Annotated in this window: 21 protein-coding genes; 4 read left to right on the forward strand and 17 right to left on the reverse strand. The window is 36.4% G+C overall.

Annotated elements, in window-relative coordinates:
• The first annotated feature begins 261 nt into the window (after positions 1 to 261).
• Together D8M05_RS09785 and D8M05_RS09790 are read left to right on the forward strand one after the other, a co-directional pair.
• A complete protein-coding gene (locus tag D8M05_RS09785; protein WP_183072760.1) occupies positions 262 to 1,524 on the forward strand; it encodes a helix-turn-helix domain-containing protein in 1,263 nt (420 codons plus the stop codon).
• A 128-nt stretch (positions 1,525 to 1,652) separates the two neighbouring features.
• Positions 1,653 to 2,915, forward strand: a complete 1,263-nt coding sequence (locus tag D8M05_RS09790) for a TraB/GumN family protein (RefSeq protein WP_121131287.1) — start codon at positions 1,653 to 1,655, stop codon at positions 2,913 to 2,915.
• A gap of 21 nt (positions 2,916 to 2,936) precedes the next feature.
• Here D8M05_RS09790 and D8M05_RS09795 read toward each other — a convergent pair whose 3' ends face one another.
• Together D8M05_RS09795 and D8M05_RS09800 are read right to left on the reverse strand one after the other, a co-directional pair.
• Positions 2,937 to 4,214 (reverse strand): MFS transporter, encoded by a 1,278-nt coding sequence (locus tag D8M05_RS09795; protein WP_121131289.1) that lies wholly within the window; start codon positions 4,212 to 4,214, stop codon positions 2,937 to 2,939.
• A gap of 208 nt (positions 4,215 to 4,422) precedes the next feature.
• A complete protein-coding gene (locus tag D8M05_RS09800) occupies positions 4,423 to 5,184 on the reverse strand; it encodes an SDR family oxidoreductase (RefSeq protein WP_121131291.1) in 762 nt (253 codons plus the stop codon).
• Between the two features lie 202 nt (positions 5,185 to 5,386).
• Between D8M05_RS09800 and D8M05_RS09805 the strand changes: the two genes are divergently transcribed.
• On the forward strand, positions 5,387 to 6,004 hold the full coding sequence (locus D8M05_RS09805; RefSeq protein ID WP_121131293.1) for a TetR/AcrR family transcriptional regulator: 618 nt from the start codon (positions 5,387 to 5,389) through the stop codon (positions 6,002 to 6,004).
• A gap of 72 nt (positions 6,005 to 6,076) precedes the next feature.
• Here D8M05_RS09805 and D8M05_RS09810 read toward each other — a convergent pair whose 3' ends face one another.
• The 3 genes from D8M05_RS09810 to D8M05_RS09820 are packed head-to-tail and all read right to left on the reverse strand — an operon-like array spanning position 6,077 to position 9,628.
• A complete protein-coding gene (locus D8M05_RS09810; protein WP_121131295.1) occupies positions 6,077 to 7,954 on the reverse strand; it encodes a PTS fructose transporter subunit IIABC in 1,878 nt (625 codons plus the stop codon).
• 16 nt (positions 7,955 to 7,970) lie between these two features.
• A complete protein-coding gene (pfkB, locus tag D8M05_RS09815; RefSeq protein ID WP_121131296.1) occupies positions 7,971 to 8,882 on the reverse strand; it encodes a 1-phosphofructokinase in 912 nt (303 codons plus the stop codon).
• Complete coding sequence (locus tag D8M05_RS09820) at positions 8,879 to 9,628, reverse strand: DeoR/GlpR family DNA-binding transcription regulator (protein WP_121131298.1); 750 nt, start codon at positions 9,626 to 9,628, stop codon at positions 8,879 to 8,881. The genes pfkB and D8M05_RS09820 overlap by 4 nt, the downstream gene beginning before the upstream one ends.
• A 306-nt stretch (positions 9,629 to 9,934) precedes the next feature.
• Here D8M05_RS09820 and D8M05_RS09825 point away from each other — a divergent pair, with 306 nt between their 5' ends.
• Positions 9,935 to 11,851: an HD domain-containing phosphohydrolase gene (locus D8M05_RS09825; protein WP_121131300.1), complete on the forward strand. Its 1,917-nt coding sequence runs from the start codon at positions 9,935 to 9,937 to the stop codon at positions 11,849 to 11,851.
• A 66-nt stretch (positions 11,852 to 11,917) separates the two neighbouring features.
• Here the strand turns inward: D8M05_RS09825 and D8M05_RS09830 are convergent, their stop codons facing one another.
• From D8M05_RS09830 to D8M05_RS09880, 12 genes are all read right to left on the reverse strand, one after another.
• On the reverse strand, positions 11,918 to 13,870 hold the full coding sequence (locus D8M05_RS09830; protein ID WP_121131301.1) for an ABC transporter permease: 1,953 nt from the start codon (positions 13,868 to 13,870) through the stop codon (positions 11,918 to 11,920).
• Complete coding sequence (locus D8M05_RS09835; RefSeq protein WP_121131303.1) at positions 13,860 to 14,621, reverse strand: ABC transporter ATP-binding protein; 762 nt, start codon at positions 14,619 to 14,621, stop codon at positions 13,860 to 13,862. Before D8M05_RS09835 ends, D8M05_RS09830 begins: the two co-directional genes overlap by 11 nt.
• 98 nt (positions 14,622 to 14,719) lie before the next feature.
• The gene (locus D8M05_RS09840; protein ID WP_121131305.1) at positions 14,720 to 15,724 is read right to left on the reverse strand and encodes a sensor histidine kinase; all 1,005 of its coding nucleotides are present in this window, start codon (positions 15,722 to 15,724) and stop codon (positions 14,720 to 14,722) included.
• Positions 15,717 to 16,415 (reverse strand): response regulator transcription factor, encoded by a 699-nt coding sequence (locus D8M05_RS09845; RefSeq protein WP_121131307.1) that lies wholly within the window; start codon positions 16,413 to 16,415, stop codon positions 15,717 to 15,719. Before D8M05_RS09845 ends, D8M05_RS09840 begins: the two co-directional genes overlap by 8 nt.
• Positions 16,416 to 16,576: 161 nt before the next feature.
• Positions 16,577 to 17,281 carry an aspartate/glutamate racemase family protein gene (locus D8M05_RS09850; RefSeq protein WP_121131309.1) on the reverse strand — a complete coding sequence of 235 codons (705 nt, stop codon included), beginning with the start codon at positions 17,279 to 17,281 and terminating at the stop codon, positions 16,577 to 16,579.
• 145 nt (positions 17,282 to 17,426) lie between these two features.
• Complete coding sequence (locus D8M05_RS09855) at positions 17,427 to 20,468, reverse strand: efflux RND transporter permease subunit (protein WP_121131311.1); 3,042 nt, start codon at positions 20,466 to 20,468, stop codon at positions 17,427 to 17,429.
• 262 nt (positions 20,469 to 20,730) lie between these two features.
• Positions 20,731 to 21,312, reverse strand: coding sequence for a GNAT family N-acetyltransferase (locus D8M05_RS09860; RefSeq protein WP_121131313.1), 582 nt, complete (start codon positions 21,310 to 21,312; stop codon positions 20,731 to 20,733).
• 299 nt (positions 21,313 to 21,611) lie between these two features.
• On the reverse strand, positions 21,612 to 22,085 hold the full coding sequence (locus D8M05_RS09865; protein WP_121131315.1) for a hypothetical protein: 474 nt from the start codon (positions 22,083 to 22,085) through the stop codon (positions 21,612 to 21,614).
• 3 nt (positions 22,086 to 22,088) lie between these two features.
• Positions 22,089 to 22,283 carry a helix-turn-helix transcriptional regulator gene (locus tag D8M05_RS09870; RefSeq protein ID WP_121131317.1) on the reverse strand — a complete coding sequence of 65 codons (195 nt, stop codon included), beginning with the start codon at positions 22,281 to 22,283 and terminating at the stop codon, positions 22,089 to 22,091.
• 128 nt (positions 22,284 to 22,411) lie between these two features.
• The gene (locus D8M05_RS20185) at positions 22,412 to 22,570 is read right to left on the reverse strand and encodes a hypothetical protein (protein ID WP_183072761.1); all 159 of its coding nucleotides are present in this window, start codon (positions 22,568 to 22,570) and stop codon (positions 22,412 to 22,414) included.
• Complete coding sequence (locus D8M05_RS09875; RefSeq protein ID WP_121131319.1) at positions 22,570 to 23,826, reverse strand: Ger(x)C family spore germination protein; 1,257 nt, start codon at positions 23,824 to 23,826, stop codon at positions 22,570 to 22,572. The genes D8M05_RS20185 and D8M05_RS09875 overlap by 1 nt, the downstream gene beginning before the upstream one ends.
• Positions 23,823 to 24,923 (reverse strand): GerAB/ArcD/ProY family transporter, encoded by a 1,101-nt coding sequence (locus D8M05_RS09880; RefSeq protein WP_121131321.1) that lies wholly within the window; start codon positions 24,921 to 24,923, stop codon positions 23,823 to 23,825. The genes D8M05_RS09875 and D8M05_RS09880 overlap by 4 nt, the downstream gene beginning before the upstream one ends.
• Positions 24,924 to 24,934 lie beyond the last annotated feature (11 nt).

Here is a 24,934-nt window from a genome sequence, read left to right on the forward strand (position 1 = left end):
ATTTGGAGAATATTTACAACACAAAAGTTAAATATAATTAAACTTTTTGTAAAAACAGAACGCTTTTCATATTGAATAATATTTAATATAATTAAAATATATAACTGTAAACTTCAATCAGTGTGGGGCTTCCTTTTCCCCATAGTTTGTTAGTTGAACCAATCGGGGTGTTAGTGTCTAATCTCTCCACCTAAAATTCTTAGTACTACTGTGGTGGGAGTCTTATGGATGGTTGACAGGATAAATTGCGAGGTGGCTTCTATGGAAACATTAGGTGAACGTATCCGTAAAATGAGAAAAGAAAAAAAAATGACGCTGGAAGAACTAGCTGGGGAAAGAATATCCAAAAGCATGTTAAGCCTGATCGAAAATAATAAGGCACAACCTTCGATGGAAAGTTTAACCTTTATTAGTGAACAGCTTGGAGTTGGCGTAGGAGAACTAATGCAACAGGGGGATAAGAAAGAAATAAGAAAGCTATTAAAACAAGCGGAAGTACTTTATCACTCCGAATCAGAAATATATGTGCAGGATCAGTTGGTCAGGAAATTCACTAAAGTGGTCGAACATATTAGGCCTTACTTGAATCAACTTGAAGATGGATATGAATCTGCTCGTTTATTGCAACTGTATAGCTATAGCCTGTTTTATTCCAACCAAGACGGCTGGCAAGATACGTTAAAGCATGCTGCTAACATTTATGAAAAGATAAATGCAACTTCAAAGAGAGCGAGTATTGGAATCTTTCAAGCAACTGTTTTGTTTTCCAAAAATAAGTATTCGTCTGCCCTACAGGTACTTTTACAAGAAAAAGAAAAAATTGAACAGAAAGAGCCATACATCGATCCACTAATAAAACTTGATTTTGACTATAGTGAGGCAGTTTATCGATTGGCTATAGGGGATACAGATGTAGCAATGCAAGTGATTGAGAATGCCATTCAATACTCAAAAACACATAAAATTTTTTATCATATCGATGATTTATTCCGTATCGCCGCTGGGTATGGGCTATTATTTCATGATGAAGAAAAGATATCCTATTATACGAATAAATTAAAGCACTATGGTGAATTTGTTGATGATCCATTTTATCATGCTTTCGCAGATTTTATAGCAGCTGAGAGAATGATTTTTAAGGAGCAAAATTTTTCTGGTGCATTAGATCGCATTGAAAAACACTTAAATGAAGTAAGTATTGAAACGTTGGACCCACATTTCATCATTGTGAAGGGAAAATGCCTTTATGAACTTGGCCATTATGAAGAGGCAATCCATTGGCTAAACAAAGTAAACGTACCATACTACTTGCATCATCCATATGATTTATCACTCTTATATATAGGAGATTCCTATAAAGCTTTATGTCATTTGAAGCTTGATAACTTAGAACAAGCTCTTACGTTTGCTACATTGGCAAAGGAAAACTTTGAGCCAATTCTTGATTCTTTCTACAAAGAATTTGCTTATAGGACCTACCGCCAAGTTGTAGAGGCGATTAAAAAAGAGAAAAAAATTCCTTGAATAATATCAACAACTTTTTCGTTTCCTGCCACCGCGAAATATGCCGAAAACCGGATGGTGACAGGTATCCATTAATTGTGGTATGAATAGATATAGTTAAAATCTTAGGAGATGGAGCTGAAGTTTTAATGAAACGCATATTACCAATTCTATTATGGATAATGGTAGCTTCTGTCTTGATTGCATGTCAGGATGAGAACGTAGCAGAACCGATTACTTTTTCTGATGAGCAATTAGAAATCGCATTAAGAGAGGAAGCAGGTAAAGCATCAGACGAGGAACTTTATGAAACAGATTTTGATGAAATTGTTGAAATTAATTTATCCGAATTAGGAATTGGTGACTTAAGTGGCCTAGAAGTATTGGATAGTTTGGAAACACTATCACTTGAGGACAATGAAATCACTGATTTTTCGATTTTAACAGAGTTAGAGAATCTAGAAAAAGTTAATGTTGTTGGCAATCCAATCGATGAAAATGAAGAGACACAAACATTATTAGAAGAACTAAATGAAAAGGGTATCGAGGTTATCAATACGAAACCAGAAATCGTCGGTAGTCCTGATGGTCCTGGTGGCTTCCTTTGGGAAGTAGAAAACGGAGACACAACAGTTTACTTGCAAGGAACCATTCATATTGGAATAGAAGACTTATACCCATTGCATGAGAAAATCGAGGAAGCATATGCATCATCCGATGTCATCGTACCTGAAATTGACCTAACTACACTTAACCCATTTGAATTACAAGATGTTATGGTAGAGCTCGGTACATATCAAGATGGGACCACAATCAAAGATCACATACCAGAAGAATTGTACAATAATGTAGGAGCTACATTGGAAGAAATTGGTATACCTCTACAGCTATTAGAGATGTACAAACCGTGGATTTTATCTTCAACCATTCAACAACTAATGACAGAACAACTTGGTTACATACATGGAGTGGATGAATACTTTTTAAACCGTGCAGCTGACGACGGGAAGGAAATCATTGCGTTAGAAACAGCAGAAGAGCAATTTAATATTTTTGCAGAGACTTCACTAGAATATCAGGTACAAATGCTAGAAGAATCGTTAATCGATCTAGAAATCTACAAGCAGGACCTTGATACGTTAATCGGGTTATACAAAGAAGGGGATATTGATAAATTATTAGCTGCTTTAACAGCAGAGGAAGATGTGGACATGACCGAAGAAGATCAGGAATTTATGGAGGCATTGAATGATAATAGAAACGATGGAATGGCAGAGGACATCATGGGGTTCCTTGAAGAAGATAACGGGAAAACATATTTCGTTATCGTAGGTAGCTTACACTATATCATGGAACCACATATTATATCCATTCTAGAAGAAAACGGTTATGAAGTAGAACATATTCATTAATTTTGTGGTGACAGGCACTTGTCAGGATTTGTCGAATCCAGGATAGTGCCTGTCACTCTTAGGTTCTGGGACAAACATTAATATAACGAATCCGATAACAAATAATATCGCTAAGCTAAACACGCCAATAGCAGAGCTACCTGTCATTTGTGTTGTAACACCAACAAGGAATGGACCTGTAACTGCTGCAAATCTACCAAAAATATTATAGAATCCGAAAAACTCATTCGATTTCTCTTTCGGAACCATTTGTGCAAAGAAAGAACGGCTTAGTGCTTGAATACCACCCTGTGCTGTTGCTACTAGCATTGCCAAGACCCAAAAGTCTACAAGTGTTTCAAGAAACATTGCATATATACAAACAAATATATAAATAATAATTCCAGCATAGATCATTTTCTTTGCACCGAACCGTATTGCAAGTTTACCAAATAGAATAGCAAATGGCGCTGCAACAATTTGGACTGCCAGCAATGCAATAATTAATCCAGTGGAACTTAATCCTACATCAGAACCATAGGCAGTTGACATCGATATTATTGTTCCTACCCCATCAATGTAGAAAAAATAAGCAAGTAGAAAAAGAAAAATTGCTCTGTACTGCCGAATATCTTTAAAGGTTTTTCCAAGTCGTGTAAAACTACTTGCCACAATTCTCGGTTCACGTTCCACCCAATGAATTTGTTTTACATTTTTCAGTAATGGAAGGGTAAAACAAATCCACCATATCGCTGTAATTAAAAAAGCGATTTTACTTGCTGTACTGACAGCGAGTGGAATCATTTCCATTTGTGATAAGAGAATGATAGCAATACAAATAATAAATGGAATGACACTACCAATGTAGCCTAGAGCATAGCCTCTTGCAGATACCTCATCCATTCGCTCAGCTTCTGTCACATCAACGATAAATGCATCATAGAAAACATTTGCTCCACGCGCACCTATCGTAGTCAGCATATAAACAATTAATAACATGACCCAATTATTCGCTGGGACGAAAACCAAAGCTATGGTTGATGCGGTTCCTAAGATAAAGAAAAAAAGGAAGAATTTCTTTTTCATCCCTTTATAATCTGCGATGGTTCCTAAAATTGGCCCAAGCATCGCTAAAATAAATGTAGAGATTGAAATTGTGTACCCCAAATAGGCAGTGGAATCAGCCCCACTAACACCGGCATTTTCAGCAACTCCTTTAAAAAAAATCGGAAAAATTGCTGTCGTAATAATAATCGAATAGGCTGAATTTGCCCAGTCATACATCATCCAACTCTTCTCTTCTTTTTTATATCTCCCCACTACACTTACCCCCTTCTCCTCATATACATATAGTCTACAATAAGTATATGTTAGCGAATAGAGTGATTGTACAAACTTTACAAAAACTTAGCGCTCTTACGGTGCCTGTCACTTGTCGTAATTTGTCGAAAGCAAAGATAGTTACAAGCACAAAAAAAGGAGTAGTCGCCCCTTCTAGAGCGATCACTCCCTTTAAACACTACTACTATTAAAATGCTGCTGTCCAGCCACCATCAGCGGTTACAACTGTACCATTTAAAAAGCTAGATTCATCAGAAGCTAGGAATAATGCAACTTGTGCAATTTCTTCTGGTTTACCCGTTCTCGGTATCACAGCTTGTGCAACCTGTGTACGACTAGCACCAAATTCACTCACATTCTTCATGGAAGATGCGATATTAGTTTCTACGGCACCTGGTGCAATCGCATTACAACGAATACCTTTCTGCGCATACATAAAACCAGTATTTTTCGTAATTCCTACAACAGCATGCTTGGAAGCACCATATGCAACACCTGCATGTGCACCGTTTAGCCCGCCAGTAGAAGCAGTGTTAACAATAACACCTTTTCCTTTTTCTAAGAAAATAGGCACTGCTTTCCGAATTGCCTGCATAACACCTTTTGTATTCACATTAAAAATCAAATCCCATTTTTCATCAGAGATTTCTCCAATAGGTTCAAATCCATCCATAATACCTGCATTATTAACTAAAATATCCAATGTTCCGTATTCATTTACTGCTGTATCAATCATGTTTTCAATATCTTCTCGTTCTGCAACATTCACTTTTACAGACTTTGCGGTTCCACCGTTATTAGAAATTTCATTAACAACAGCTTCTGCTCCTTCAAGGTTAAGGTCGGCAACAATTACTTTTGCCCCTTCTTTTGCATATAATTCTGCGATCGCTTTCCCCATACCAGATGCTGCTCCTGTAACAACTGCTACTTTTCCATCGAGTTTCATATGTATCTTCTCCTTTAGTAAATTTATCGTAATCTAAATATGTAAATATAAGAGAGCGTTACCATTTGTACACCTTAATTTTATTGGTTTATAATTAAAATATCAAGATACAAACCAATATAGATTTGTCTATTTTTGTATGACCGTTCATCATTCTGTCTAAAATTGGTTATATAATGAACAAAAAGGTGGTAATTTGTTTATGAGCAATGATCGACGTATTTATAAATCGAAACATGCATTAAAAGAAGCTTTGATTCTACTCATGGAAAAGAAAAATTTTAATAAGATTACCATCACTGATATTGTTACCTGCGCAAACTTAAATCGTGGTACCTTTTATAAACATTATCAAGAAAAAGAAGAACTACTAAACGAGCTTATTGATGATGTGATGGAGGATTTGGTTCATTCATATAGAGAACCCTATGTTCGTTCGAATCAGTTCAATATTGGAGAATTAACAAGTTCTACTGTTAAAATCTTTAATCATGTCTATTCTTATTCCAAATTCTATTCAATTATCATAAAATCAAATGTCTTAACTGGATATCAAGCTAAAATATGTAGCGTGTTAAAGCAACTGGCACTATATGACTTAGATATGGTAAAGAATAAAAACAAAAAAATAGATCACAATTTAATTGCAAGCTATAAAGCCTACGCTCTCTTTGGTTTAATTGTTGAGTGGGTGAATAGCGAATATAAATATACACCTAATTATATGGCCGAACAATTAGTTGAAATTTTAGCTTATAACGGATTCAATTCTGTATTTAACGTTAAAATGAACGATACCATAAACTGGATAAATGAATAAAGGTGCCTGTCACTTGTCGGTTTTTGTCGTACATTGTCAAAAACCTTACAGTGACAGGCACGCTTCATTATATTAATTATCCTCTACTGTTTTTCTCCAAACACCTAACAAAACTGCCGAAACGATAGCTCCAATAACGAGCGCTAACAAGAAGAAGATTGCATTGTCAGCTAACGGTACAACGAAAATCCCACCATGTGGTGCTGGTATCGCACTATTCCAAAACTGTGTTAAGCCTCCTGCAATAGCTGCACCTATAACGGAAGAGCCAATTACACGTAACGGATCTGCTGCTGCAAACGGAATCGCTCCTTCCGTAATAAAGGAGAATCCCATGACATAGTTTGTCACACCTGACTTTCTCTCTTCTTCGGAGAATTTTTTCTTGAAAATCGTACTTGCTAATGCTATCGCAAGTGGCGGAACCATACCGCCTGCCATAACAGCTGCCATCAAGCTGCCATCACCAGTATCTGTGAAGATTCCAATGGAAAAGGCATAAGCCGCTTTATTAAATGGGCCACCCATATCGATGGCCATCATTCCACCAAGAATTGCTCCAAGAATAACCGCATTTCCTGTTCCAAGATTTTGCAGGAAGTCCACCATTGCTGTATTTATTGTAGAGAAAATCGGGCCAAAGATGAAATACATTAAAATCCCAGTAAAAAATAGTCCTAATACAGGATAAATTAAGATTGGTTTTAATCCTTCAAGTGACCTTGGTAATCCACGAAATGCTTTTTTCAACAAGATCACCACGTAACCAGCTAAGAAACCTGCTACTAATCCACCTAGGAAACCAGCATTACTCTCAACTGCAATCAAACCACCAACCATACCAGGCATTAAACCAGGCCTGTCTGCAATACTTAAAGCAATAAACCCAGCAAAAATAGGAATTAAGAAGTTAAACGCATTCCCGCCTAACCCGTTCAAGAAGGTAAATACTGTACTATCACTACCAAGTATACTTTCAAAAAGGAAAGAGAGTGCAAGTATAATCCCTCCACCAACAACAAATGGAAGCATATGACTAATCCCGTTCATTAAATCTTTATATACTTTTCCCCAAACGGAATTTGCTTTATCCTCCACATCATCAGCCTTTTGCTTAGTCCCTTCTCCATGAAGGACTGGCGCATCTTGTTTTATCGCCTTTGTAATTAGCTCTTCTGATTTATTAATTCCATCGGCTACAGGACGTTGAATAACATGTTTCCCGTTGAAACGGTCGAGGTCTACTTTTTTGCTCGCTGCAATAATAACTGCCTCAGCTCGATTAATCTCATCAGCCGTTAAAGTATTTTTTGCACCTTCTGACCCCTGTGTTTCCACACGGATCTCAATATCCATTTCTTTCGCTTTTTTCTTTAATGCATCCTCTGCCATAAACGTATGGGCAATTCCAGTTGGGCACGCTGTAATGGCAACAACAAACGGCTTACCATCCCTCTCATTTGGAACATCCTCAGACTTATCTTCCTGCTCTACCTCCTCTTGCTCCTCCTGAAACAAAGCATGAACTTCATCTGGTGTTTCAGCATCTTTCAATTTCTTAATAAAATCGCTATCTATTAACTGTCTCGACAATGCCGCTAATGTTTCCAGATGGGTATTATTTGCACCTTCTGGAACAGCAATCATAAAAAATAAATAGGCAGGTTGTCCGTCAAGTGATTCGTACTCCACTCCACTTTTACTTTTAGCAAAAAGTACTGTCGGTTCTTTTACTGCTTTGTTCTTTGCATGGGGCATAGCAATTCCATCCCCAAGCCCAGTTGACGTCTGCGCCTCGCGCTTTAATATCGCATCTTTAAATTCTTTTGCATCTGTTATAACGTCATGCTTATCAAGGCTTGCAATCATTTCATCAATGACAGCTTCTTTCTCTTTCGCCTGTAAGTCAAGGACCATAATGTCCTTCCGAAGTAAATCGGTAATCTTCATTTATCTATCACCTCTATTAGAATTCTTCAACTTGCACTGCAGCAAGTATGGAAAGGATGTCTTCCTTCTTCGCTAAATCATCTGAAAAAGCCGTCGCACTCCCAGCTGCTAATCCCATTTTAAATGCTTTCACAGCATTTTTTGACTTCATAAATTCCCCTATAAAACCAGCGATCATCGAATCTCCTGCACCAACAGAATTTTTAACTGTTCCACTTGGACTAATTCCACGAAAAACACCTTCACTTGTAAAAAGGAGTGCCCCATCTCCAGCCATCGAAACAATGACATGTTCTGCACCTAATTCGAGTAATTTTTTCCCGTATGGAATAATCTCTTCTTGCTTCTTGAGATCAACGTTAAATAAATCCGATAATTCCACGGTATTTGGTTTTATTAACAAAGGCTTATAGGAAAGAGCTGTCTCAAGGTCTTTCCCAGTTGTATCTATTACAAAAGTCGCATTCGAACCGCTAATTCTTTTAATCAGCTGCTGGTAAAAGTCTTCAGGCAAAGAAGGTGGCTTGCTACCAGATAAGATAACGACATCATCCTCTTTTAGCTCACTTAATTTCCTTAAAAGCCTGTCCGCTTCCTCGTTCGTAATTGTCGGTCCACGTCCATTAATTTCTGTTTCTTCAATGGATTTTAATTTGATATTGATGCGTGTGTCATCTTGAACCTGAATAAAATCGGTATCGATACACTCGTTTTTTAACCAATTCGCAATAAACTCTCCTGTAAAGCCTCCAAGAAATCCAAGCGCTGTTGACTCCGTTTCTAAAGCATGTAAAATCCGGGAAACATTTATGCCTTTCCCACCCGGTAATTTAAAATCGGTGTGGATTTTATTTAACTTTCCAAGTGTTACTTCTTCTACTTGGACAACATAATCAATGGATGGATTAAGTGTTACGGTATAAATCATTCCTTTGCCTCCAAAATCGTTGTTTTTTCTCGAAACAAATGGTTGCTATCTTTTATCTCATTCGAAATAATTGTTACATCTTCTATATTACAAACTTTTACGAAATTAACCTTGTTCCATTTCGTTTCATCAGCTAATGCAAAAGTTAAAGCTGACTGCTTAAGTATTAAGCTTTTAATGGCTGCTTCTTCGGGATCTGGAGTCGTGCAACCAAATTCCACATCAATCCCATTGATTCCAATAAAAGCTTTGCTAAACCGATAATCCTTTAATTGGCTTAAACTTGTTGCACCCACAATAGCTTTAGTGGAGGCCTTTATTTTTCCACCAATCAGTACGGATTGAATATTACGATCTGCAAGTAAAGAAGCATGTAATATACCATTTGTTACTATTGTAATATCTCCATTATCGATAAAATCAATCATGGCAAGTGTAGTTGTACCAGCATCTAGGAAAATACAATCGTTTTTCTCAATTAGTGATGCTGCATATTTTCCAATCAATGTTTTTTCTTGAATGTTTTTGAGCGATTTTTCTTGATTGGATAATTCTTCATGTAAATGATACATTCGTTTTGCACCACCGTGAATACGTTTAAGTTTTCCTATTTTATCAAGATACTCTAGGTCGCGCCTGATAGTAGATTCCGAGCAATTTAACGCATTCATTAAATCTTGTGTCTTTGCGATACCCTTTTCTTTCAATATAGTTAAAATGAGTGAATACCGTTCATCTGTTAACATGATAACCCTCCCAACCGCATTTTACCATCAAAAACATTCAAAAACAATCAAATTTGTCACTCCTTGAATTTTATGAATTTTTGTCGAATAAAGGCAAAAAATGATGTTGTTGTAATTTTTTTGATATATAATATCCTCTGTATAGAGAATTTTTTACATTATGAAACGAACGTATACAATATTTACTATGACGGAAGAAAGGGTACACATAACTCCCTTTAAAAATAAATGAAAAGAAATATGTTGTTGATTATGATCATTTCAAACAATAATATGGTCTAATAAATTTTAGGGAGTGCAACTATTATGCATATTAATACCAATGATCCAGAACGTCTGACACAAATTTCTTTGACAGGGATTACAGAAGAATCTTTAGCACGCATCCATGAATATGCAAACATCTTAATGCCATTCAGTCGTCCGATTGTTGATCAATTATATGATGAGATTTACAAAGTAGAGCATCTAAAGAAAATAATCGATGACAACTCTAATTTAGAAAGATTAAAAATAAGACAAGTAAATTACTTGAAATCTATTTTTTCACCTAATATTGATGAATCTTATATACATTATCGTTATTTAATTGGTAATGTTCACTCTAAAATCGGGTTAGAATTACCTTGGTTTATTTCTACAAACCGTCGTTACATTCAAATTATTACTGACCATTTAACTGGTCTCATCCCGAGCGATGAGGTCCTACCGCTAATTCAAGCCATTGATTCTTTATTAAACTTTGATATGCAAATCACTGCAGACGCTTATAATCAAATGGAAATTAATAAAGCAGCTTATCCTTTGCAGTATGAATTTAAGCAACTACAGAGAAAGTCAGGAATAATAGATACTGACTTTGAAAAACTCGATTCTTTTAGTGGGCTATTCACCTTTCATTTGGATGAAATTATCTATAATTATCGCTCCGCTTTAATGAAGCGAAGCCAAAATGCACAACTACTCCCTTTTGTTGAATCTTATTTAGCCTACTTACACAATTTTCTGAAACAATTTTTCCAAAATAAAATGTATCGAGACGAAGCATCATTCTACAGGACGATTCGTGATTGGACAAGAAAGCTCATCGACCAAAATATATCGGAAGAATTGATTATTTCTTTCGTGGATACATTAAACGAAACTACTAGAGAAACATTTTTTAAGAAAAAAGAAAACATGGATAAATCCATCACAGATTTATTAAATGCTTTTGAACGATTTACTCGATTTACGTTAGCCATCCTAAGGAAATTATTGCGGCCTTATTATAGCTTAAATGTGTCATCTTTTCTGGATATTTATAGCTATGAAATTAGTATGATTGATTTTGGAATAATTACTTGGATGGATGATAATACGAAAAGAGCGTTAGAAGCTAGGGGACAAACCGACAAAGATATGACAAATAAACGCTGCTATGAATTATTTTACGGCCGTGTACTTCCGTGTAATGGTTGTCCAGCACGTGATTTAAAGAGGGAAGCAATCCTCACTTCATCCGATCATGAAGAAAAGCCAACATACTATAAAACATGGAGATTACCTCAATCGAAATTATCTGAGTTCACTCATCGATTACTCGTAAGTCAGAATGTTAGTAAGGAAACAAAGGTTATGTTTGATACAGTTGAGAGTCTATTGCACCTTGCTGAATACCGTGATGATGATACAGGTGAACATGTGAATCGAATAGGTTTATTTGCTGGAAAGTTAGCAGAAATTGCTGGTTGTGATGAAAAGTTTGTCCGAGATATTCGAATTGCCGCTAAATTCCATGATATTGGAAAGGTAGGAATACCAGATTCCATTTTAAATAAACCCGGAAAACTGTCCAGTGAAGAATGGGAATCAATGAAAACACATGTAAATATTGGTCACAAAATATTATCAAACTTAGAACTCCCTGTCATTCAGATGGCAGCCCAAATTGCAAAGACACACCATGAACGCTGGAATGGATGCGGTTATCCCAACCATTTAAAAGGAGATGAAATTCCTTTAGAAGGACGGATTGTCTCCATCGTTGATGTATTCGATGCACTATTGTCGAAACGTTCTTATAAAGAAGCATTTCCACCAGAGAAAGTAAAAGCAATCATAATGGAAGATAATGGAAAACACTTTGATCCAAAGCTTACAGACTTATTACTATCCGTTTGGGATGAATTTGTATCCCTTTATAAATATTGCATTGAAACAAATAATATTCATTATGCTTAAAAGGTGCCTGTCACTCCTCGAATTTTGACGAATAATGTCGAAAAAGGAATAGTGACAGGCACCCGTTTACAATGCTTCTTTTATGACTTTCTTATAATACAATACGGATAAAACTCCGAAAATGGAATATAACACGGTATACAATACCATCACAATAATCATTGGTGCCCATAGCTCTGTTCCAAAAAGGAACCATCCCGATTTTACTGCAAAATAACTATGACATAATCCCGTTAACAGTGGAATACCAAAGTTAAACAATTGTTTCACCTTCACTCCAGCCACAAGGTCATCTCTTGTAAAGCCTAATTTCCGTAGAATTGTATAATTTGCTTTCTCCTCTTCGCCTTCATCCATTTGTTTGAAGTATAGAATACAACCTGAAGTAACTAAGAACGTTAAGCCTAAGAAGCCTACAATGAACATAATCATACCCATGTTTTGCTTTTGGTTATTAAAAGTTTCTAACTGTGATTCATATCCAGCCCATTTGCTTAAGTCTAACTCCTGAAAGATATTATTGGCCTCTTCTACGTCCCCACTCTTATCAATATTCACACCAACATATACCGAGAAATCCCCTTGAATGGATGGGTCTTTATCTTCTGCCAATTGTTGATAGATATCATCATCAACAACTGCAACATAAAATCCACCACCTGCTAAACGTGTCGGTAAGATTTTTTTCTCTTCTATTCCAATATAGTTTAACTCTATAGCATCTTCATCTTTTCCCGATAACATCATTTCCCCGGAATTTTTCAGAGACAAGAATTGCTCCATCACTTCATTAGAATTAACAAAGACACTCTCATTCTCAGATAAATCGACATCGTCTACCCACTCATCCGTAACTACCACCATCGTTGTCATACCTGGATCAAATGCTAAATTCATCTCATCATAACCAGTTATAAGATTCGATATGTTGGCATTCACAGTCAGAAGATCCATCTCGGTCTTAGAATATCCAATATCATTTTTTTCAAGTGCATCTGTAAACAATGCTGCATGCTCTAGATTAGGTATAGAAAAATCATCTAAAACTGTCTCTTCTGAAAGCTTTTGCGCCGAATAATAGGAAATGTATGTCAGTGATAATAAACCTATCGCTAATGCTGACAAAGTTGTAATCACAGTTAACAACAAGGAATTGGATTTCATTCGGAACATAATAGATGATAATGACAGCACTTTATTTATGGACAAATAGCCTGCATTCTTTTTGCGAATCAGATTAAAGATGAAACTAATCGATCCTCTATAAAAAAGATAGGTACCAAAGATGACAGATCCTAGAATAGCGAACATAGCCATAAATAATTCATTCATTCCAACCAAGTCTCCACTAAATAATTTGGTCGATAAAAAATAACCGAAACCAATTAGTGCAAGTCCTAGGATTCCAATGATAACTTCCAGTGCCGTAATTCGCTGACGTTTCCCTTCGGTTGTGGAACGCACTTGAAATAAGGACAAAATACGTTGCTTTTTAATAAAGAATGCATTCATAAGCATAATTACCACATAAATTGCTGCAAAAACAATTACCGTCTGAACGAAAGCAGCACCCGAGAACCTAAGTTCAGCCACTTCATTTATCCCAATTACCTTTAAGAGAATCATCATCATCAGCTTAGAAGAAGCAAATCCCATTAAAATACCAATTATCATTGATCCAAAATATAGCATTAAATTTTCCATACTAAGTATCTGAAAAATCTTTCCTTTTGTCATTCCAACTAATTGAAATAACCCAATTTCCTTGCTTCTTCGCTTGATAAATAAGTTATTCGCATAGACAAGAAATACTGTCACAATCGCGATTAACATAACGGAACCTGCCCGAATTGCAGCAGCACCTTTTATCGACCCCTCTACTTCATCCATTGCTGGATCATATTGCAACGTGACAAAGGCAAAATACAAAGCAACCGTAAAGATAAGTGCAAAAACATAGAGATAATAATTCTTTATGTTTTTCTTCAAATTACGAAGAATGAGTTGATTAAAGCTCATGTTGCACCCCACCTAGTACACCTTGCGTCTTAATAATATCGTTAAAGAATGCTTGCCTACGCTCTTCTCCTTTATTTAACTGGGTGAAAATTTGACCATCTTTTATAAATACCACACGATTACAGTAACTTGCTGCTAGTGGATCATGTGTAACCATGACAATCGTTGCATCTAACTTATCATTTAAATCACTTAATTTATTCAATAAGTCTGATGCTGCTTTCGAATCAAGCGCTCCTGTTGGCTCATCCGCAAAAATAATACTCGGGTTATGAACGAAGGCACGTGCAGCAGATGTCCGCTGTTTCTGTCCACCTGAAATCTCATTTGGATATTTATCTTTCAATTCATAAATTCCCAATTCCTTCGCCACCGTTTCAAAAATGCCTTGCGCTTCTTTCCTTGGTACTTTTTTCACCGTAAGTGGTAACATAATATTTTCCTTGACGGTTAACGTATCCAGCAAGTTGTACTCTTGAAAAATAAACCCCAAGTGATGTTTTCTAAATTCAGCAAGTTTTTTATTTTTCATCGTTGTAAATTCTTTTCCTTCAATTTTAATCGAACCATGACTAACATTATCAATGGAGGACAACACATTCAGGAGCGTTGTCTTACCAGAACCGGAGGCACCCATGATTCCGACAAATTCTCCTTTTTCAACTTCGATATCAATTCCTTTAAGAACTTCCTGTCTATTAAACTTGTTTCCATAACTTTTATGAATTTTATGCCCTTCTAAAATGTTCATTAGCTTTCATCTCCTTTAATCTACCTCTATCATAAAGGATGCACGATTCATTTTCCTTCGATTCATCGAACAAAATAGAGAAGCATGTGACAAAGTTGTCACATGCTTCTAATAGCTACGAAGTCATTCTTCGCCGCAAAAGTTAGTATGAAGGTTGTTCCTTCGCCAGGTGTTGAGGCAACATCAATATGTATTTTCAAAGCCTTTGCCACTTTCTTGGTTAAATATAGCCCCATTCCAGTTGCAGCATTATCTTTGTGATTGCTCGTAGACGTAAAACCTTTTTCAAAGATTCGCGGCAAATCCTTCCCATCAATTCCACGACCAGCATCTGTAATTTGTAACTGAGCTAGCCCTTTTTTTCGAAAACTAATAATTTGTATATCAGCTGCGTCACTATATTTCACCGCATTTGTTAGTACCTGTCTAATCATAAAACTTAACCATTTCGCATCCGAAAGAACTTCTTTCACATCTAGTTCTACATCAAAGCCAATCCCTTTTTGAAAACACCAAGACTTTAATTCTCGAATCTCATTAAAAAGAAGGGGTTCTAGTTCAACTTTCTCAATATACAAATCATTTTCCATAAACGGAATCCGCTTCTGATGTAATTGTTGGTCAAGTAGTAAGTGAATTCTAAGCCACTCATACTGAAGCTTGACCCTTAGTGATTCGTCCTCTATACGTTCGATCATTAGCTGCATCGTTGTTAGTGGTGTTTTTACTTCATGAATCCAGGAAAGCAATTCATCTTTTTCCTGTTCAATAGCTGTTAGACTTCGATTTGTTTCTTCTTTATAGAATTCGTTTTGCAATGTGACAAATTCCTCTAATATTTTTTCAAAAGGACTGCTGGCCAGCTTGACACTCTCTATATCCATACTAGGATGCCACTCTTCTATACTCTTATAGTATTTCACCTCTCGATGATATTGAACAAACAGAAACACGATGAAAATGATTGTAGATAAGAACACAAAGTATGAGATGGATGATATGTTAATTGTCGGGTCAATAAATCCGATAAATAGCAGTAATAAATGGAAAAAGCAAAATAACACTATCCAATGAAGCCTTTCTATCAGATACTTTTTAACCATGGAAGGCATCCACTTCTTTTGCTAAATAGCCTTGTCCGACTTTAGTTTCGATATGACTACCTAAACCGATTTCTCCTAGCCTTTTTCTAAGACGATTCACATTTACTGTCAACGTATTATCACTGACAAAGCGCGAGTCATCCCATAGGCTTTTTATGATTTCCTCTCGGCTTACAATACTATTTTTATGTTCCACTAGTATCTTTAATATGTACATTTCATTTTTCGTAAGTTCCAGTGTTGTTTCACTTTTCTCAACCGTATTTTTCTCGTAATCAATTGTTGCACCATTCCACGTCTTTAAACTTGTCTGCTCTGTCACGTTGTAATTGTATACACGCCTTAGGATAGCTTGAATCTTAGCAATCAGCACGTCAAAGTGAAATGGTTTTTGGATGAAATCATCTGCTCCAAGCTGCATCGACATGACCATATCTGTTGGGTGGTCACGGGAAGACAAGAAAATGATCGGCACATTCGAGTATGTGCGAATCATCCGGCACCAATGGAATCCATCGAATTTCGGCAATTGAATATCAATAACAACTAAGTCAGGATTTACGCTTGTAAATTCCTCCATCACATTACCAAAATCACCGATACCATACACCTTATAAGACCACTGTGTAAGTCTATCTTTTATTTCACCAAATAACGACACATCATCTTCAATTAACATAATCTTAAACATAGGTGCCTGTCACTTGTCGAATTTTGTCAATAAAATCGTGTGGTGACAGGTTCAACTCCCTTCCTGAGAAAATTGTTCTCTTTTAATTAAACCATAAAAACACCCCCTAAGTCAGGCATTCTTCTTCCTGCTGTTTGGAGGCGTATGGCAAGTTCTTTCACTTAGTTCTTATCTAGAAAGATTGTATCTACAATACTATTAACATGAATCTCTGTTGTATTAAACTGCGGGATATCTAGATCATCATCTTTTATAATCATCGGCAATTCTGTACAGCCTAAGATAATCCCTTGGATCTTATCCTCATGGGTCATTCGTTTGATAATCTCCAAATATTTTCCCTTCGTTTCCACATTAACAATTCCGTTCTCTAATTCCTCAACAATCTTCTGATGAATGTATTGCTGTTCTGAGTGAGTTGGTACGAATATTTCTTTGTTACCTGAGATAAATGGTGTCTTAAAAAAATCATTTTCCATCGTAAACTTCGTTCCAATTAAGCCAATTCTGTCTATACCGAAAGCTTCTGCCTTTTTATATGTTTCTTCTACAATACTAATCATCGGAATTTGAACCTGCTGCTGGACCTGGTCAAACACAATATGCGGCGTATTTGCAGAGATGATCGCAAAATCTGCCCCAACCAATTCTAGTTTCTTAACTGCATCAACTAAATAATCAGCCAAACCGTCTACTTGGTTCGTATCAATTAAATGAAAAACTTTATACATATTGATGCTGTTAATAAACAGCTCAGGTAACACTTCTTTACTTCCTAATCTATCCTGATATTTGGAGATAATTTGTTGATAATAATCGACCGTTGACTCAGGTCCCAATCCCCCAACAATTCCAACCTTATTCATCCAATCTCCCCCTCACAACAATTTAATACAATACCAACTTCTTGTCTAACACCTCAACTAAATTTTATACTATACATTTTATTCTAAACTAAACTACTAGGTTTAATCAAGAATCCCTTCCAACTATTGGAAGGGATTCAATCTACTAACTTACACTTTCCGCTGGCTCATTGTCTTCCTTTTTCTTCTTCCTAAAAATTCTTCCAAAGCCATTTCCGATTGCATTAAAAATACGATAAACGGAAGGTACTAAGACTAATGTGATGATTGTTGCAAACGATAGGCCTGAAATAATCGCTGTTGCCATTGGCGCCTGATAATTCCCTGTCGTCCCTGCGGCAAGTGCAAGTGGCAACATTCCACCTATTGTTGTTAACGTCGTCATAAAGATTGGGCGGATACGGTCCTTACCCGCTTGCAGTAATGCTTCATTAGCTGTGTATCCTGCTTTGCGTAATTGGTTTGTTCGATCAATCAAGAGAATGGCATTATTTAAAACAATTCCAATCAACATGATAATGCCCATTCCAGACATCACACTTAACTCACGTTGTGTGAGAAACAATCCAAGAATGACACCGACAATCGTCATTGGAATCACTGACATCACGATAAATGGATGTGCAAGATGATTAAATTGTACAGCCATCACAAGGTATACGAGGAACATAGATATGACGAAAATTAGAATCATATCGAAAATAAGTTCTTGTTGTGATTCAAGATCTCCACCAGCAGAAATCGTGTAGCCCTTAGGTGTTTCAAAATTGCTGATTAGACCTTGTACTTCACGATTAACCGTGCCTAAATCTGTATTTTCGATATCTGCAGAAACGGTTATAAATCGTTCACCATTACTGTGTGAAATTTCATTTGGCGTATCTACACTTTTCAGTTTAATAAATGTAGACAAGGCTTTATCACCATCAATTGTAGGGAGCTTCCACTCAAGTAAGGCGGATTCGTCTTCAACCTTTTCATCCCATTTCATTACGATAGGAACGCTTTCTTCTTCTATATCAAGCTCATCGATTGGCATGTTAATGAATGCTTCCCCAATACCTTCTCGAACCTGCATTTCCGACAATCCAGCATCCTTAATAGCTTCCTCCTGTAATTCTACAACCTTTTCAATGGAGGTTCGTTCAATAGAGTTGTTTATACCAACAATTCCTTCAATTTCATCGAGCTCTTTTGTAAACTCATGAACAATCGTTTGAAGTTCCTCGTAATTTTCTCCTTGAATCTGTATTTGAATCGGACTGCCAACGCTAACAGACATCGCACTTTGTACACTGTTTATCGGATAATCCTCATCAAGTTCCCGTAGCGAGCTTAAAATTTCTTCGTTTACTTCCTTTTGTTCTGTTGTAATCTCTTCGCCCTTCGTCATATTGATAAGCATGAAGAACATAGAGCCATCATCAATAATGTAACTTGATTTTACATCTTCTATTTCAGATAATGTGTCACTTATTTTCAGGGCAATGTCTTCCTTATCTTCTATCGAAACCCCTGTTTCCAAATCAATTATTAATTCTGCGTAACGGTTAAGGATATCTGGCATAATTGTCATTGGTATTTTAAACACAAGGAACAATGAACCGACAAACATGAAGAAGAAAAGCACAATCATCGCTAAACTATTTCTTTTTTTCTTTATCACCCATGAAATAAACCTGCCGTATCCCTGTATAAATCGTCCTTCTTTTCCAGTTTTCTTTCTGCGTAGTGTCAGGAACCTTTCTGATAAAGTTGGAATTAATGTAAACGACACAATGACAGAACTTACCAATGTTATCGCTACAACTACACTCAAGAGCACCATGAACTGTCCCACGTCACCACCCATTAATCCGATTGGCACGAACACCACGATGGTGGTTAAGATGGAGGCAATAACTGCAGATGCAACTTCCTTTGTCCCATCAATTACAGCAACTAAAGGCTTAATTCCTTGTTCTTTCTTCTTATAAATGGATTCCAATATAACAATAGAAGCATCCACCATCATTCCAATTCCTAACCCTAAAGCAATTAAGGTTAGCATATTAAGACTATAATCCAATATCCACATCGACAGGATGGTTAGCAAAATAGATGTAGGGATGGAAATGCCGATGATAATTGTTGCTCTTACATTACGTAAGAAAACGAGTAAAACAACAATTGCCAATATACCACCTATCAGAATATTACTCGTAACACCATCAATCGATTCCTTTACATAATCTGCTTGCGCAACGAGTTCATTTAGTTCGAAATCTCCTACTAATCCTTCATCTCGAATATTTTCGATTTCTTCACGTACTGCTTCTGCCATATCAATTTGTGTTACATCAGATGCACTTCCAATTTGAACAAAGATAAAATCCTTTGTTCCATTTTTCCAAACGTAAGATGAACTTTCCAAGGGTTGTAATGAAATATCAGCAACTTCATCTAAATCAATAAAACCTGACTGTGTAGGAATCTGTATGATCTCCACATCTTCTACCGATTCTAATCGAGACTCCCATCTTAGTGATGGCTGTTCCTCTTCAGCTTTTAGTTCCCCTAATGTTGCTTCCATGTTTGCTTGCTGAATAATCCCACGAACTTGCGATATATCAAGCGCATTCTCAGACATTGCGTCTCGGTCAAATTCTATCGTTACTTCGTATTTTTGGATGCCCATGAGAGAAACATCCCGAACTTCGGGCAGTTCCTCTAAGCGTGGTTCAAGAATATCCTCGGCAAATGCAGTCATTTCGTCCATATCACCATTCGACACATCCATGAAAAATTCATAGCTTGCACTCACGCTCATTTGATCTGCTAATACTTCCGTAATTCCAGAGACCGTTGAGGTAATGGAGTTTGCAACAGACTCCACTTCTTTTGACACTTCTTCTCCTCGTCCTTTTTCAATCATGATTTGCAAACTACTTTGGCCAATCGTTGTTGTTGAATAGATATCCTCAACCCCATCAATCCCAAAGATTTGTTGTTCTAGTGGTGTAGTAATTGACCGTTCCACCTCAATGGCAGCCATATCACCGGCACTAACAGTCACATACGCACCATCAAAATCCACTTCTGGCAATAACTCCTCATCAAGCTTTGTTAGTGCATAGCTACCTAGAATAAGTACCAACACAGTAACCAGACTTACCAAAATCTTCCGCCTCACAATAAAATTAAGCAAAACCCTTCCCCCAGTTCATATAGGTGCCTGTCACTTGTCGAATTACGTTGAAACTTGTCGAAAATATACGGTGACGGGCATCATTTACTATAACTAGTTTAATCTATCTAAATATTATAAACATTACGCCTAGGGCTGATTTTTATATAAGACTAGAGGCTTAGGTGTTGTTTACGATTCTTCCAACAAAAAAAGAGAACTCTAATAAGAATTCCCTTTCTATCCTTCACATCCAATTGAACAATTGAACAATATAAAAAATCTATTCCAGCATTTTTTCGTAACAAACACACTCATGGACTCGACTAAAGCATTCTCTAATCGTATCTGTATCTTCACCCACATAATGTGCAAATACGTGTACAGGAAATAAATCAGGGACTTCACTTTTTATTTTCCCCTGTATCTCATCTTCCAGATAAACATGTAAATACGAACGAACATTAACAAATCCATTCTTTCTATACCATCGATTTACCCAATCATCATCCCTGGTCCAAGCCTCAAACCGATTTAACTTCTTTTCTTTCGCAAGATATTCTGCTTCCTCTAGTAGCAACTTCCCTATTCCGTTTCTGCGATGATCTGGATGAATAGCAATATGCCATATCATGCCCCCTAATCCAGTTCCTCTTGAGCAAACGGTGCGCTCCTCCTCTTCGTATTCAATATCCAAGAGCCCAATGATTTCCCCATTTTCAACTGCAACCAACTCAATTGCTGGATTTTCATACTTCTCCTTTTGTGTCAACACATTATCATAATAAGACGTATCTAAAAATGCTAAAACCCTACAACGAAGCCAACCAGTTTCATCATTTACATGATAATTTCTAATTTCCATCGTAGTCTCCTCTTTTCATTTTATTATTTCACCAACCACTTCAGTGGAAATCTTTTCATAGAAAAAGGACCACCGCATAACACGAAGGTCCTTATACATTCACTATTTCAATTTATTGAGATTTATTTTCGAGAGAAAAGAGCCACCGTATTTCTTTTCTAAACATATCCAATTTGTATTTTTCATGTGAATCCCCTCCTCTTCCGTGCAATTATCAACAAATTTATTGTAACAAATTTTCAGAACAAATAAAATAGTTATTTTCATTCTAACTTCAAGAAAATTGCACTGCTTCCATTCTAGTCATCAAGTAATTCTCTGTTCTTTTTATAGGAACGTTTGAGTGATAAATATATTACCAGATAATAAAAGAAGACAAAAAATAATGTTGGGCCAACGATGTCTATGGCACTCTCAAAGTCTGATGGAAATCCTTCAAATATACCATGAAAAATAAAAAAGAAGAATCCAACACTTGACGCCTGTATTATATTTGAACGCCTCTGCTTTACATATTGCTCCTTGGTTGAAACATCTGTGAATTCTATACCAGAGAAAATATATCGTATTAACGTGTAAAACGATATAAATCCAATAACGATTATCGGGTGGATAGTGTTACTATCAATATCCCATTCTAACCAACTACTAAAAAAAGAAAATATAAATAATATGACTGTTAAGAGCACTGCCGCTTCTGCCAAAAAATATATGATTCTAGTACGTTTGTATTCATCATCAGGCAGTAAAAAGTTTAAAAAAGAACGTATCATTGTTTAAGAACCCTCCCAAAATAAGTCATCCAATGTTTTGTCTAATTCCTTGGCAATTGCAATACAAAGGTGCAAACTAGGATTGTACTTTCCCTTCTCAATTAATCCAATCGTTTGTCTTGTCGCCTTTACCCTTGAGGCAAGTTGCTCCTGTGTAAGCCCTTTTTCAATTCTAGCTAGCTTCATTTTACTCGTCATATCAACCACCCCAAAGACTAATATATCTAACATTATGTAAATTATATCATACATACAAGGCGCCTGTCACCCGTCGAATTTCGTCGAATGATGGCGAAAACCGAACGGTGACAGGCACCCTAAACCGTTCATATTATATTCGAAAAAAATGGGACGATAACGACTGCAATTCCCAGTATAAATACCACGATTGATCCAGATCGATTCTTATCCTTCCATAACGAAATACCAAATCCAAAAGTATAAACAAAAACACTGATAGCAACAATCCACAACATAACAACCATTAGTCCCTCACCTCATCTAAATCTGGCAATCTTATCTGTCTTCCAAACTTATCAATTCTAAGGTTTACGTTCACATTTATTTCCATCTCAGGATATGTTTTCATCCAGTTAAACTCCTCGTATTCAGGAATACTCAAAAATTCTTTCCTAGCAATGAGTGACCATCCAAAAGGTTCTGCACCAAACTCTTCCTGTGTTTTTTTAATGAGATCTTCAAACTTCTGTGTCAGCGTGTCCTCAAGAGAATCCTCTAACTTTTCTCTTTTCTTAACATCATCTGAATAATTATTCATACTATGGTTCGTCATCACCTCTAATACTATCGGAACAGTAACATCGATTGTTGGTTTTTCTTTCTCCAGGTCCATATTCATGTCAATATTACCGTCTCTTTGAATTCTTGTTGTGAGTTGATAATCTTCATCGAACGGATCAGGCATTGCTGTCAATATTTCACGAGGTTTTTCAAAAATATTACTCAATAGAAAAGAAAGACGAGTTTCTTCTATTGTTAACGTATCAATCATTTTCCCCTCTTTAAAAACAGCAGACCCTGCAAATTGCGTCGTATTTGTTTCTCCTGAACTGTCAAATTCTCCTGCAATAATTTGATCCGAGTCCTCCTGTCTAGCTCCTTCTTCCTCCTGTTCCGTTGTAGCATATACCCCTAAGAAAACGTTTGCATCTGATTCAGTAATTCGATAAAAGCTAAATAACTCCCCAGGCGGAATTGTCCCTGTTTCTTTCCCTCGTTTAAAAATCAAATCGAAGTATTTATGTGGTCTTTTGTCAACAAGCGGCTCATTATTTTGCATAAACGTACTTGGGGACTCTTTGCTCACTAAAATTCTTAGATCCCTTCGAAAATCTGTCGCTTTCGTTGCATCATACATCCATTTAATAAAATCATCATCTTTTGCAAATTCCTCTGAAACAATAATAAATCGCAACAAATCATAAGAAATTTGTTTTGCTATAACCGTATTAGCCAAGTTTCTTGCATTAATAAAATCATTAACTGAAAAGCTTATAATTTCCCTTGGAGGTTCGTCTCCACCTACTTTTGCACCCGATTGTGGATTCGCAATTAAATACGTTATCTCAACAAGGCCTTCCTTTACATCCTCAGGTTTGTCCAAGCCGATCGCAACAACATAGGCTAACTGTTCCACTTCCGTCTGATCCCAACACCCAGTGAGCAAAAGAAAGAAAAGGGAGAACAGAGCCAGTTTACATGGGAGATTTACTATTTTCACTTTTTGAACTCTCCTTTCCACTTCGCGACAATCCAGAATAGAATAGGTAGCGCAAAGAACATTGGAGAAGTAATGTAAGCGATTGTTTGTTTTAATTGATGCATGGTTACCGCTGGATTTTCTGCAATTAAGCCAAGAAAAACAATTAGCGTTGCAAATGTCGGGATGAGGTATTTAAACTGTTCAATCTTTACCAATTTGGCAAATAGCAATAGGTTAATGTAGAGATAAGCTGTAAATTTAACAAACGATCCAATTAACCAAAATGGAAAGATAAACGATTCTAAATTTGTTAGAAAGGCAAAATTTATGGTTCTTAGCGCTTCATGATAAGGGTAGCTCTGCATGGCAACAGAATGATAATCAAAAAGCATGATATAGCTTATCAATGCTAGTGCCATATTTATAGCAATAAGAGCGAATGCAATCCATGTACCTTTTTTAAAATCCTTTGTCCTATTGACATATGGAAATAAAATAAAGACATATAAGATATCCATATAAATGGATATTGTAAAGCTACTTTCTTTTATCACTTCCAAGGCTCCTGGTCCAAATAGAGGAAAAAGGAAATTTGTGCTTCCTTGGCTAAAAGTTATTAACAATGTAACAAACAGAGAAGCTTGGAGGTACGGGTACACAGTCCAAGCAACAGAGCCAATATTCTCTAATCCCTTTCTAGCACCATAAGCACAGACAAACATTAATAACCCATAAATTACGATTGATGGGGTCCTTAAATAATACATTGTTCCAATAATATCGGTATATATTGCCGTATCAACAACAATAAAACAAAAACCAATAAACCAGAGGATAAACAAAACAAAAAATGCGATATATTTTCCAAACAAATGGTAAGAAACATCTATCAGATCCTTGTTTTCATAATGGGTCGAAACCTTCATCAAAAGAGCGACTGGAATAATCGCTAATATTCCATTTATAACGGGTACCATCCAAGCCGCATTTAACAATGGCTTAAATAGTAACGCTGTCGTGTCATCGGTAATTTTTGTCCCTATCATAATCACTACGATGGCCACAAATTCTTTTATTCCAATTTTCCCACCTGTTCTACCCTGTGGTTGCTCCATGTTAAAAAATC

Origin of the sequence: Oceanobacillus bengalensis (assembly GCF_003628445.1) — a bacterium.
Classification (GTDB): Bacteria; Bacillota; Bacilli; order Bacillales; family Amphibacillaceae; genus Oceanobacillus; species Oceanobacillus bengalensis.